The 12,620-nt window shown below is 40.0% G+C and carries 16 protein-coding genes and 2 pseudogenes; 1 reads left to right on the top strand and 17 read right to left on the bottom strand.

The genetic code is table 11. The annotated features are described in order from the left end of the window. Window positions 1–60: 60 nt before the first annotated feature. Window positions 61–174 carry a hypothetical protein gene (locus E5342_RS19830; RefSeq protein ID WP_246867128.1) on the top strand — a complete coding sequence of 38 codons (114 nt, stop codon included), beginning with the start codon at window positions 61–63 and terminating at the stop codon, window positions 172–174. A 90-nt stretch (window positions 175–264) separates the two neighbouring features. Here the strand turns inward: E5342_RS19830 and E5342_RS20380 are convergent. From E5342_RS20380 to E5342_RS14180, 17 genes and pseudogenes are all read right to left on the bottom strand, one after another. Then, window positions 265–364, bottom strand: a pseudogene (locus E5342_RS20380) (transposase); the annotation flags it as partial. A 148-nt stretch (window positions 365–512) separates the two neighbouring features. After that, entirely contained in the window at window positions 513–1,343 is an 831-nt protein-coding gene (locus E5342_RS14265; RefSeq protein ID WP_121736083.1) for a glycoside hydrolase family 16 protein, read from the bottom strand. Between the two features lie 388 nt (window positions 1,344–1,731). Next, on the bottom strand, window positions 1,732–3,024 hold the full coding sequence (gene tyrS, locus E5342_RS14255; RefSeq protein WP_121737320.1) for a tyrosine--tRNA ligase: 1,293 nt from the start codon (window positions 3,022–3,024) through the stop codon (window positions 1,732–1,734). 103 nt (window positions 3,025–3,127) lie between these two features. Beyond that, window positions 3,128–3,799 carry a TatD family hydrolase gene (locus tag E5342_RS14250; protein WP_121737319.1) on the bottom strand — a complete coding sequence of 224 codons (672 nt, stop codon included), beginning with the start codon at window positions 3,797–3,799 and terminating at the stop codon, window positions 3,128–3,130. Then, a complete protein-coding gene (gene yidD / locus E5342_RS14245) occupies window positions 3,783–4,004 on the bottom strand; it encodes a membrane protein insertion efficiency factor YidD (RefSeq protein WP_121737318.1) in 222 nt (73 codons plus the stop codon). The genes E5342_RS14250 and yidD overlap by 17 nt, the downstream gene beginning before the upstream one ends. Beyond that, the gene (gene rnpA / locus E5342_RS14240; protein ID WP_135959636.1) at window positions 4,004–4,390 is read right to left on the bottom strand and encodes a ribonuclease P protein component; all 387 of its coding nucleotides are present in this window, start codon (window positions 4,388–4,390) and stop codon (window positions 4,004–4,006) included. Before rnpA ends, yidD begins: the two co-directional genes overlap by 1 nt. Beyond that, window positions 4,390–5,145: a uroporphyrinogen-III synthase gene (locus E5342_RS14235; protein WP_183128571.1), complete on the bottom strand. Its 756-nt coding sequence runs from the start codon at window positions 5,143–5,145 to the stop codon at window positions 4,390–4,392. Before E5342_RS14235 ends, rnpA begins: the two co-directional genes overlap by 1 nt. Beyond that, the gene (locus E5342_RS14230) at window positions 5,142–5,867 is read right to left on the bottom strand and encodes a DUF4271 domain-containing protein (RefSeq protein ID WP_135959635.1); all 726 of its coding nucleotides are present in this window, start codon (window positions 5,865–5,867) and stop codon (window positions 5,142–5,144) included. Before E5342_RS14230 ends, E5342_RS14235 begins: the two co-directional genes overlap by 4 nt. Before the next feature lie 36 nt (window positions 5,868–5,903). Then, window positions 5,904–7,250: a dihydrolipoyl dehydrogenase gene (gene lpdA / locus E5342_RS14225; RefSeq protein ID WP_121737314.1), complete on the bottom strand. Its 1,347-nt coding sequence runs from the start codon at window positions 7,248–7,250 to the stop codon at window positions 5,904–5,906. A gap of 10 nt (window positions 7,251–7,260) precedes the next feature. Beyond that, on the bottom strand, window positions 7,261–7,665 hold the full coding sequence (locus tag E5342_RS14220; RefSeq protein WP_009016772.1) for a PH domain-containing protein: 405 nt from the start codon (window positions 7,663–7,665) through the stop codon (window positions 7,261–7,263). A 150-nt stretch (window positions 7,666–7,815) separates the two neighbouring features. After that, window positions 7,816–8,182 (bottom strand): annotated as a pseudogene (locus E5342_RS14215) (TapB family protein). A 142-nt stretch (window positions 8,183–8,324) separates the two neighbouring features. Then, a complete protein-coding gene (locus E5342_RS14210) occupies window positions 8,325–8,888 on the bottom strand; it encodes a DUF5025 domain-containing protein (RefSeq protein WP_005860305.1) in 564 nt (187 codons plus the stop codon). A gap of 216 nt (window positions 8,889–9,104) precedes the next feature. Further along, on the bottom strand, window positions 9,105–9,650 hold the full coding sequence (locus E5342_RS14205) for a hypothetical protein (protein WP_121737313.1): 546 nt from the start codon (window positions 9,648–9,650) through the stop codon (window positions 9,105–9,107). Between the two features lie 358 nt (window positions 9,651–10,008). Continuing rightward, on the bottom strand, window positions 10,009–10,479 hold the full coding sequence (locus tag E5342_RS14195; RefSeq protein ID WP_135959634.1) for a hypothetical protein: 471 nt from the start codon (window positions 10,477–10,479) through the stop codon (window positions 10,009–10,011). A gap of 262 nt (window positions 10,480–10,741) precedes the next feature. Beyond that, complete coding sequence (locus E5342_RS19820) at window positions 10,742–11,104, bottom strand: hypothetical protein (protein WP_160217507.1); 363 nt, start codon at window positions 11,102–11,104, stop codon at window positions 10,742–10,744. A gap of 453 nt (window positions 11,105–11,557) precedes the next feature. After that, entirely contained in the window at window positions 11,558–11,947 is a 390-nt protein-coding gene (locus E5342_RS14185) for a barstar family protein (RefSeq protein WP_121737310.1), read from the bottom strand. A gap of 60 nt (window positions 11,948–12,007) precedes the next feature. Continuing rightward, window positions 12,008–12,568 (bottom strand): ribonuclease domain-containing protein, encoded by a 561-nt coding sequence (locus tag E5342_RS14180; RefSeq protein ID WP_246867127.1) that lies wholly within the window; start codon window positions 12,566–12,568, stop codon window positions 12,008–12,010. Between the last annotated feature and the right edge of the window lie 52 nt (window positions 12,569–12,620).

The following is a 12,620-nucleotide window of genomic DNA, read 5'->3' as shown; positions in this document are numbered from 1 at the left end:
AGAATCGGGAATATACCCTACGACAAATTCCCATGGGTCAAACGTACTGCCGTAGAAGACGTGTTTAATGTCCAACTATTAGGACGTGGGCAGATTCGTTGGGATGCCTTAGACGTGGATTTGAGCTTGTCTATCATAGCCAATCCAGACACTTACCCGTTAGTAAGTAAATAATCGAATATTGTATGTATTTTGTAGAGACAGATTGTCCGATGAGTATATAAATCATATACGTATAATCCACATTAAGCGGGTTACACAACAATGAAGCTTAAAACCAAAAACATCCCATCGTGCTTTTCCCTTTTTGCGCAATATCCTTGAACACTTTCATCGAAGCCTGTTTTTTATCGTGTACGACAGGGCACCCTTGCATTCCCCATTATACAAAGCAACAAGGCAATAACGCAACAAATCAACACACGAACCAACGCCCTCTCAAGTATCTCCTTCACTATATAGTACAGAATGTTATGTACCACAAAAGTAAATAAAAAACATCACGTTACATCCTACTTTTTATAAACTCTCACATAATCAATCTCGAACACATGTGGAAAAAGGGAATCATCAATACCCTTTTGGCCTCCCCAATTCCCGCCGATCGCCAGATTCAGCAAGATATGAAAGCGTTTATCGTAAGGCCAAACTTCATAGCCTGTCCTCTCGTTCTTAAAGGTAAAGTATAATTGATCATCGACATAAAGTTGGTACTCATCTTTCTCCCATTCCAAGGCATACACATGAAACGCTTTATAACAATCCGGACATGCGATTTTAGCGTTTTTCTGAGTTCCGATCGCATGATTATATTTTTCCGTATGCGAAGAGCCTACGATCGTATCGGGATCATAGCCTACATTCTCCATGATGTCTATTTCCCCGCTTTTGGGCCACCCCCCGTATGCCCAATCCGTTGGAAGCATCCAGATAGCCGGCCATGTTCCTCTTCCAGTCGGGAGCTTCGCCCGGATCTCAAAACGTCCGTACAACCAATCCCCTTTTCCTTTCGTGATCAAGCGAGCCGACGTATATGAACGGCCTTCCATTGGTTCTTTCAAGGCCGTAATCCTCAATACCCCATCCGAAACCCAAGCGTTCTCCTTTCTGCCAGATGTATAATATTGGGCTTCGTTATTCCCCCATTGATATACATTACCATCTGTATCATAAGACCATTTCGTAGAGTCGGGGAGTCCCGTATAATCAAACTCCTCACTCCATATCAATTTCCAACCGTCTTTATCCCTGGGTGCAGATAAATCGATCTCACTAGCATTCGCCAGACTACTTAAGAAAACACTATATAGGATAAAACCAAACAAAAGAAATGAACGTGACATAACAATATTGATTTAAATCAGAATTTCCACAAATATATAAAAAATAAATAAAAGTGTAGATAAAAAACACACCGCAAGATTATCCCCGCAATTATACTGCGAATACCACAGGAGATATACTTCATTGCTAAAGTAAGTACTACTTCATTTTCCCTAGGGATTTATCGGATAAAACTATCTATCCAAAAAATGCCACAAAATAAAAGAGGGATGCCAAAATTGGCATCCCTCTCTAGATTGTTGAGTTGTCTCACGAGGATTCGAACCTCGACAGACAGAACCAAAAACTGTAGTGCTACCATTACACCATGAGACAATCCGGTTGCTTTACTAAAGCGATGCAAAGGTAAGAATAAAATCTTACCTTGCAAATTTTTTGATTATTTTTTTACTTTGCGATCAACAAATAATAATTTTTCTTACCTCTTTGAACCAATAAATACTTATCGTCAAGCAGTGAAGAACAGTCAATTACAGTATCAACCTCCGCTAATTTCTCTTTGTTAAAACTTACGCCACCACTTTGTACCAATTTACGCATCTCACCTTTTGAAGGGAAGATAGCGGCTTTCTCGGTACACAAATCGACAGCCTTGATTCCTGCGGCCAGTTCATCACGGGAGATATCGAAATGAGGAACACCCTCGAATACGGCCAGCAACGTATCCTCATCCAATTTCAGCAAAGCCTCGTGCGTGGAGTTACCAAACAAGATATTGGAAGCCTCTACAGCAGCCTCATAATCTTCCAAAGAATGAACCATAATAGTCACCTCTTTCGCCAAACGTTTCTGCAACGGACGCAAATGAGGAGCGGCCTCTTGCTCCGCCTCCAAAGCGGCGATCTCTTCTTGGCTCAAGTCCGTAAAGATCTTGATATATTTGGCGGCGTCAGCGTCGCTTACGTTCAACCAGAATTGATAGAATTTATACGGGGAAGTATAGCGACGATCCAACCAGATATTACCGGATTCCGTCTTTCCGAACTTACCACCGTCAGCCTTCGTGATCAACGGGCAAGTCAAGGCATAAGCCTCCCCTCCCAACGTACGACGGATCAATTCCGTACCAGTCGTGATGTTACCCCATTGATCGGTACCACCCATCTGTAGACGGCAACCCTCATGCTCATACAAATACAAATAATCGTAACCTTGTAGCAATTGATAGGAAAACTCGGTGAAAGACATACCTACACTGGATTCGCGGCTCAAACGCTTCTTCACAGAATCCTTAGCCATCATGTAATTCACGGTAATATGCTTACCGATATCGCGGATAAAATTTAAGAAAGAATAATCCTTCATCCAGTCATAGTTGTTCACCAACTTAGCGGCATTAGGAGCGTCGGAGTCAAAATCAAGGAACTTAGCCAATTGTTTCTTGATGCAATCCTGATTGTGACGGAGAGTAGCCTCATCCAGCAAATTACGCTCGGCAGACTTCATAGACGGGTCACCGATCATACCGGTAGCTCCACCTACTAAAGCGATAGGACGATGACCGGCACGTTGGAAATGCTTCAGCATCATCACACTTACTAAGTGTCCGATATGCAAAGAGTCCGCTGTCGGGTCGATTCCCACATAGGCCGATGTCAACTCTTTCTGCAATTGCTCTTCCGTCCCGGGCATCATATCAGCGATCATGCCCCTCCATCTTAATTCTTCTACAAAATTCATCGTATTAATTTATATCGTATTACATTAATATATTTGTCATTTTATCGCATACGAGGCAAAGGTACGACTTTTTAATTGAGAATCGAAAATTGATAATTGATAATTATCCATTTAGATGGAAGATAGAAATGTTTTCAGCGATTTGAATCCGTAGCTTTTCTTCCGGAATATCCAACGCTTGCGCTACATTTTGATAGACCTCACGAATATCTATCAATTTATCATCGGTCTCCAAGAAAAGGAAATCAGGCCATGCGGCACACAAAGCCGATGGATTAAAACGATCTCCAAAAGAGAGATAAAACCCCAAGCGAACCAATTGGGAGGCAAGTTCACCATTACCTCGAAAGCCATGGATAATCCAAGACATCTCCGGTTTCACGGCCTTTTTACAGGCAATGAGATCCGCCCACGCTTTTACGCAATGGATGATTAATGGCTTATGTGTTTCCTCCGCTAAATAGGCTTGTGCCAGAAATACCTCTTTTTGCAAATCCATTGGAGATTCGGCCAGCGTATCAAGTCCAGCCTCCCCGATCGCCACGACTTCCGGACCGGACGCCAAGAGCCTTAGTCGGTCTATCTGTTCCTTTACATTATATAGATACCATGGATGGATACCATATGAGCGAATAACCGTATCAGGAAGTGAACCCGAACGAATATCACCCATTGGATTCACGTTCCTATTTATAATCGCAATATCCTCCTTATAGAAAGGCATCTGATGCGTATGTATATCATAATAACCCATAGCATTACGGAACCGGATCATAACCGCTTCCACCCCAAGGATGGCAACGAAGTATTCGTTTAATCGCAAGATACAACCCCTTCACGGGTCCATGCTTCTTTAGAGCCTGCACCGTATATTCGGAACAAGTAGGCGTATACCTGCACGAAGCCGGAGTCATAGGAGAGATACAATATTTGTAGAAATAAACCGGCAATAAGAGAAATGTGGTAAAAAAGCGTTTCATTATTTTTTATCCCGAAGGATACGGATCGCTTTGTTCATTGCCTTTTCCATCGTAGCGTACGGATGGATTTCTTTATCGAGGTACAGGAAAGCGATTAACATGCCCTTATTCTTCGCTTCCAACGGCTCCAGCAAATCATATTTACGAACCCGGTAAGCTTCACGTACCTGTCGTTTGATCAAGTTACGTTTTACGGCTCTCTTAAATCTTTTCTTCGGTACACTCACCAAGAAGGAAGCACGGGCAGGCATCTCCTCCTCCATCGGTAAATAAACGACCCGCAGTGGAAACGCTACGAACGATTGTCCTTTTTCGAATAATAGGTCAATGTAACGTTTCCACGACAGGCGTTCTTCTTTTGAAAGGGTATACCTTTTTGTCGTCATTATTTTTTACCGTCTTGCTGTTTTTTCAGATATAAATCTAAAGCAGCAGTCATAGAAGGGGCTTCCACGGTGGGAGCCTCAACATCCAAACGCAGACCCGCATCTTTAACAGCCTTTGCCGTAGTAGGACCAAAACAGCCGATCTTTATATCGTCTTGCTTGAAATCCGGGAAATTCTTCAACAAAGAAGAGATACCCGACGGACTAAAGAAAACCAACATATCATAATCGAATTTCTCTTCCTTCGCAAAATCATTGCTCACCGTACGAAACATCACCGCTTTCGTATAGTTGATTTTCTTTGCGTCTAACAAAGCGAATAAATCATCTTTATGTACATCGGAAACAGGTACTAAGTATTTCTCCTTCGCATGTTTGGCGATAACAGTCACCAAATCATCTACCTTGCCAGTCTGACCATAAAAAATCTTACGTTTTCTATAAACGATATACTTCTGGAGATAAACAGCGATCGCCTCTGTCATACAGAAATATTTCATCGTTTCCGGAATAGTCACGCGCAATTCCTCGCATAAATGAAAGAAATGATCGATAGCCGTACGAGCCGTAAAAATAACGGCGGTATGATCCAAAACCGAGATTCGTTGCTGCCTGAACTCCTTGGAAGATAAAGGTTCAACCTTGATAAACGGACGGAAATCTATTTCCACACCGTATTTTTCTGCAATATCGAAATATGGTGATTTCTCCGATGCAGGCTTCGGTTGTGATACCAATAATTTTTTAATATTCAATGCCATAGAGTACTTGACTCGATAAAGTTATACAAATAAATAATGCCTTCATACAGAAAAACTAAAGGCAATATTTCTTGGCCGCAAAGGTACAAACTAATATATAAAAAACTGCTATTTTTCCTGTGAAATATCCGTATGGTCTTATAAATTATCACAAAACGACACAGAATATAAAAAAATACAAACAATAAAACAGGAACCTGTATACTGTCCCCCACGAATACCAGCCAAAGTGCAGGAATATATAAACAGATCCCCCATGCTCCTATAATAGCGTTATAATTAGTCTTCCAAAACTTGTATTTCGGAGCGTCCGTAAAAACAACACCCAATAAATAATAGAAACAGCACTTACACCAATAAAACAGCATCAATACCATCATTATCAATCCAATAGAGATTAACACCGTATTTTCTAGCAAATGGTTCAAATACCCATATGCTCTAGCGATAGCGAAAAGACAAACGCCACAAAGAAACAAGGCTTGAAACGTCATGAAATTCCGGAATAACCATTCGCTTCCCCTCGTTACCTCAAATAAATTTTGACGTTCTTTCACATATACCACATCACGCATCATCTTCAGGAATAAACGGTAATTGGTGCGGAACACCAGCGCAAAACACACAAATAAGACGAACAAAAGGCTAAAGACCACATCGTCCACCAATTGCCCGTCCCACAAACGAATCCCTACATATCCTTCAAATGTACCCATGTGCCGCTATTATTGGCACAAAGGTACATAATTATTTCAATAAAGCACTTCCTTAATAATCTCTCCTACCGTAGGATGCGGGAACACAAACGACTTCAACTCATCCGCTTTCATTCCCTTCTCGATAGCGATTCCGGCGATCACGATCAGCTCCGAGGCCGGATTACCCAACATATGGGCGCCGATCAACGTTTCATCCTCCGACAAGATCAACTTACAAACACCATTACCCATCTCATTCTCCGCAACAAAACGCCCAGAGAATGCCATCGGTATTTTCTTCACGGTATACGAAATACCTTCTGCCTGCAACTCCTCCTCTGTCTTTCCGACACCGGCGATCTCCGGATTCGTATAAACGACACCCGGAATAGCCTTATAACTCATCGGGCGCGATTTGCCCAAGAGATGATCCACGGCCACCTCCGCCTCGCTAACTGCCGTATGCGCCAGTAAGGAGAAAGCGGTAATATCACCGCAAGCATATACATTTGGCAGGGAAGTCTGCATGTACTCATTCACCTTCACCCCATTACGGAAAGGCTCCGGAGCCAGTGTCTCCAAGCCAAAACCTTTCGTAACCGGACGACGCCCTACACTCAAAAGGACTTTATCGCCATGCAGCGTGAATGTCTCCCCGTCTTTCTCTACAAAAACCTCGGTTCCATGCACCCCGGTCACTTTATGACTTAGATAGAACTTAATCCCCCGTTTAGCGTATTCCGCTTGCAACATTTCGGACAGCTCACGATCCATCGGGCCTAATATCTTATCCAACATCTCCACGACATGTACCTCTACCCCAAGGCTATTGAAGAAAGAAGCGAACTCCATACCGATCACGCCTCCACCGATTATCACCAAAGAGGCCGGAAGCTCCTTCGATTGCAACGCCTCCCGGCTCGTCCAATATTCCGTCTCCGCCAATCCGGGTATAGGAGGAATTACCGTTTCTGATCCCGTACAGATCAAAAGGTTCGCAGCCTCGTATAGCTCTTCTCCGGCAGCGATCGTAATCGTCCCGTCGGCCGCACGTCCTTGGATACAAGCTTCTGCCGTAACCATCACCACGCCATGCTCCGTCATTTTCATACGGATACCGGCTGTCAGCTTTTTCACGACCTTATTCTTACGGGCGATGATTTTCGGGAGATCAAAAGAAGGATTCTCCGCTTTCACCGCATACTTGGAAGCATGCTTGATATTATCATACGTCTTAGCGGAATAAAGAAGCGTCTTTGTCGGCACGCATCCCTCATTCAAACAAACCCCGCCCAATGCGTTTTTCTCAAAAAGAATCGTGGAAAGCCCACCCTGAGCCGCTCTCTCCGCGGCAGTATAACCGGCAGGACCTCCACCGATTATAGCGACATCGTATTTCATACTATTAGATCTATTTAAGTTGTATATTAGGATTAATCTTTCTCAACTGTTTGATAAAATCAGCCCGGTTGGTCGGAGATATGAGCATCCAAGGTTTCCCATTGCTCCATATGATCAGCCGATCCAACGAAAGGGCGTAGCTGGACACTGGCATCACGGTAGATTCCAACGCCTCTATATCAGCGATAGCGATCTTCTTCTCCGGGAAAATACTACAATGCGCTATCAACATATCATCTTCCGTTATCCGGTAATACGTATTAAAGAAAACATGAAGCACCCCCAACGCAGCGACCATCATACCCACTATAGCCGATATATTGGTACGCAAAAACGCGGCCACGCAACCAATTACCACCATGATAATCACCAGATGATACCACCATCCCACTTTTGATTTATATTCTCTTTCCATTTTCCGAAATTTGCCGCAAGTTAACGAAAAACGTCAAACAAAAAGAAAATTGCCCAATCTTTCCCATAAAAGAAAATACGCTGTCACTTCTCAGCAACAGCGTATCCACTTAAACCGGTTAATACAAATCATAAGATTGTAGTCGCCTTTTTATTTTAATTCTTCCAATACCGTATAGGATTGTAATACGTTATTCTTATCATATTGTTCCGTACGCACTAAGCCTACATTCGGGCTGTACCACTCATAGCCATACCCAGTGATTGTCTCCTTTGTTCACGATCGTACCGGAGGGATTAGTATATACGTAGTCCGCTTCCACCTCTTGGCCGGAAGGCAATATTTCCACCTCATCCACTTGATAACTCATAACAGATTGTAAGTTTCCCTTCGCGTCATATCCTTTACGGACCCATACCGTTCCCTCTGTTTGCGGAAAGAAGAACGTACAATCTTGCGCCATCGCTCCTCCTGCGATCAATGAGATTAAAGCCGTGTATAATATTTTCACCTTCATAATTTTGACGTTTAATTAATTCACTACTAAATACATACCGGATATCCAATGCTTTGTTAGAACAGAGTGAACCCCTAAATGTTCAGAAGGTAAAAATTAAAAATAGCCAAAATATCGTAAGGCAGCGGTATATCATCCACTATCAATGGATACCGAATATAGCATCTTTTACGACGATAGAATCATTTACATCGTACCTATTATATAAAGTCCCTTCCATCTTTCCCTCAATATATGGCATCATGGACGATTCATGGTAACGAACACTATCCACATAGACCTTAAACGGTTTTTTTAAAGGACAATATTCCACCTTATTTAGTGAATCCGTTATCCGGATATAAGACGTTATCTCCTCTTGTGTCCGAATCCCCTTCTCTATATTATATTCTCCTTCTTGTAATGGGAGCAATACCACCTTCATCGCATAACGGCTTGAATGTTCGCGATCCAGTGGAATCGTCCAATGCGAGCATCTCAAGACCTCCCATTCTCCCCTCCTTACTTCCGAATAAAATCCAGCATCTATATATCTCCATGAAGCCGACTTATTCCTAATAGAAATATCCTGTCCGTTTACCGCCCCCTCAAAATATCCCAGATAATAGGGTGTTTCTTTAGGTGTATCCTCTATTATCTCTTCTTTCTCGCAAGAGATAAACGCCAACTGCAAAAGAAATAGTGAAAAATAAATTAGGTATCTCATAACGCATATATTTTAGAAGTAAGACACTTATATTCAGAGCTATTTCCAAAGATACAAACTTTATCCGGATTTCAAACTAAAAAGACATAGAATTGAGACTCCATAAACCTATATTCTTGTAATTTAGAATACCTTGAACACAATCCTCCAAGCTCATCAACTGATCTCCTAAATACAGGGATATCTAACCTTCTATTTTAACAGAGGTTTTATTATTCAAGCAATTTGCTCAATACGACTTTCTTGACACAAGGGATATGTTGCGACAAAAGGCTCTATTTTCTGTTTCATTTCGGAATAAGAATTTCCATAAAAATACAAGGCCGTGTATGCATCGCTCTCCCAATAGCTATATAAACCGCCGATTCCCTTCATTGCCAACTCCATTTGTTCAACCACATGATTAATGTCACAGGTTTCGTAGACCACATCGGGTAAATCTGTATTATTAAGATAATAAGCCAATCCCTCCAAAGTCCCAACTTCCACTCTAAATTTACGATCTATCCCTAGCAAGGCAGAACCATTGGGGATACCCAAGCGATTTAGTAAATTCACCAAAAAACTTACATGATCCCACTTATCACCAGCTAGATGGATATCTATATCACAACTTACAATCTCGCCGTCTGGATTTTGAACCGTACCACCTCCTGTTACTTCTCCCATTTGCTCCTTCTCAAGTACACTTTGAATCGCATCCTCTAATTCATGTCTATGCATCGGTTGCAAACGTGCGTTTAGTTTTAATACAACTTCCATATTCTTTCACTTTTATGAGATAGATGTGAGTTTTAGATACGTCTACAAATGTACACAAAATCTATGATTCCTATACTTAAAACGATAAAGCAGATTATCTTTCCCTCTATTTAGCCTGTTTTCATACTAGAAGTATGCTTTATACCTTTAAGAATATGATCATCCATAATCATAATCAAAGACATCCCCCGGATTAAACTTACCTTGCTGACACAATTTTTTATACTCTGCATACATTTTGGGGTATCGCTCCCGAAATTGCAACGCTATGTCTTTTCTCATCGCTCCGACGCAATTACAACCATGAGCGTAACTGTGAACTCCATTCAAATTGAAGATGTCACCTTTATTTATAAAATTAACCATTTTTAAACACATCTAAACGACCAATATTATTTTCCAAAACAACTCCTTTTAGAAAAATATTATCAAATCCTTTATTCTCTTTAACCAAAAGATCTGAGTTTTTTACGAAAATATTATTCTTTAAAATTATACATTCATTAAAATGGCAATCAAAAAAGCCAAAAAAGCCATTAAAAACATTTCCTAAGAATATAATTTCATTATTATTATGTCCACCCATTTCATAATTGATATCGGATGATACTATATTATTTACAAACGTCAATCCTCCATCAAACCAAGTACAATAAATAATCAACTCGTTAATTACACAATTTTTTATTACTACTTTATTGACAAATTTTAAAGCATTAAAATCCAATACCCCTATAATGCAATTGCACAAACTCAATGATTCTGTTAAACAAGGCTGTATTGAATTCGAGTCCATTCTTTTTATGTATTGATTTTCAAAGTACTGCATATTATCACACAATTTATACATTTCAAAGATAATACAAAAAACTGAAAGAAGATATCTTTTTACAAAATATCTCCTTTCTAAAATCTACTACCATTTTAAATTTCCATATTTGATAGGAGGTCTCACAGATATTCTATTTGAAACACCAGGATACATATTCATAGATCTAACAGTTGTACCATATAAATAAACTTTTATTGATTTGTCAAACCCATTAATTTGTCCAATAAAAGTATTGTCCCCCTGTTGTAAAACCTGCTGATTATCTATCACAAAACCTTTCACATTCGACACTATCTTTTCTGTTGACAAATTCAAGTCTGCATGTCGCCCCCCCTAAATTAAAGTGCTCCTTAAAGTTTTCCATTGTCCTTTCAGGAAATGACAATGTTTCTTTTGCTACATTAGGCTGTTTTACCCCCAAAGAACTCTTCGAGCCATCTAACATTTCCATTTTAGGTGCCGATTTTGTCGCCGTGTTCTTGAAGGAGAAGATCGTCCGTCCGAATTTAACCTCCTTACCTGTCCAGAAGTTATTACCTTTCAAGGCGGCAACCGTACCGTTTCCGATTCCACCAGTCAAGGCACCACCCAAAATACCCAAGCCATAATCCTTCAAACTCATAAACTGGTCTCCGAAATACAACGAGTTACCCGCACTTTGGACAGGCATCATCACTGCCGTACTCGCCGAACCTGCGGCGGCTCCACCGATAAGCGCTTCTATGATGATAGGTATATCAACAGATTGTTTATAGTGTAACTACACTTGTTAAAGTTCAGAAATAAGCTCGGCATCAGTACATATACAAAACCCAAACAAAAAAATAGGCTGTCTCATTTTTCATCATAAAACAGCCTATTTCTAAATAAATTCTTTCTTAATTATCTCTAAAATCAATGGAATAACTCTCCACGACAAATGAATCTACCATTGTAATCCTTCCAATTCAGTTCAACCAAATATTTTTCAACTTCAAGCTCTTTGACCGGCTCAAACTTTACGCCTGTACTTACAGGACGAATTTTAAACATTGAATTTACTAATTAGATATTTTCAACATTCATTTCTTATAATCTATCCATAATATGGATTATATCCATTAAAAATAGTCATAATCACATCTTTCTCTTTTTCATAAAAAATAAATGCAACATTATGATCATCATATTTCTGCCATAAAATAATCGATTCTTTTACTATTTCAATATAAATCCTAAGAGCATTTTCATCCAACATAGATAAATCGTCATGAATAATTGTTATATCTGTATCATCAATCCAACTAAAATCCCTATATATATCTAATAAAGCATCCCAATTATTTCCAAATTCAAAAGGGTAATTTAACACTTTAGTTATTTCATGAAATAAATCAAATTTATTACACACTTTAGAAATATGCCCGAACACACCTCTTTCCATACTGTACACATTAACATCTTTCTCAAAATATATATTTCCCATATTTTAAATATTTACATTTATATTAATCATAAACACACAAACAACTTTTTATCCCCAAAATTAAAATTTTATTTGGATAAATGTATGATAATGATCTGGAGTAAACCACATTTTATTATCTCCTGTTACAATCCTAAGAGTACCTGCCCCCTTCATCAATCCTGGTGTTGGATGAATATACTCTTTATAAACTCCATTTGATAAATTAGGTAATAGCCCATCTTTATTTCGATAAATACTTCCATCATGACGAAACGTAAACAACTTTCCAGACCGTATTCTATCAATAGTCGGTTGTAAATCATGAGTTACCCCATCTGGAGTTGTCACAAAACGAGTCGTACCCGAAGATTGACTAGAAGAAGCAACCTGAGATGATGTCTCTACCGGATTTAATTTAGGGGTATTACTAATATCCGGTTGCGTCACATTTAGCCCACTTCCTTGAGCCTCCATCAACCTCATCTCCGGTGCCGGTCTTGTCGCCGTGTTCTTGAACGAGAAGATCGTCCGTCCGAATTTAACGTCCTTACCTGTCCAGAAGTTATTACCTTTCAAGGCGGCAACCATACCGTTTCCGATTCCACCTGTCAAGGCACCACCCAAAATACCCAAGCCCACTACTGTCCCATTAAAATCTGAAAAAGTTCTTTGAAATTATTGAAATATAGTT

It is taken from the genome of Parabacteroides distasonis (assembly GCF_004793765.1).
Lineage (GTDB): Bacteria > Bacteroidota > Bacteroidia > Bacteroidales > Tannerellaceae > Parabacteroides > Parabacteroides distasonis_A.
The sequence above is the reverse complement of the archived record's forward strand: the minus strand, read 5'-3'. Positions and strand labels throughout refer to the sequence as shown.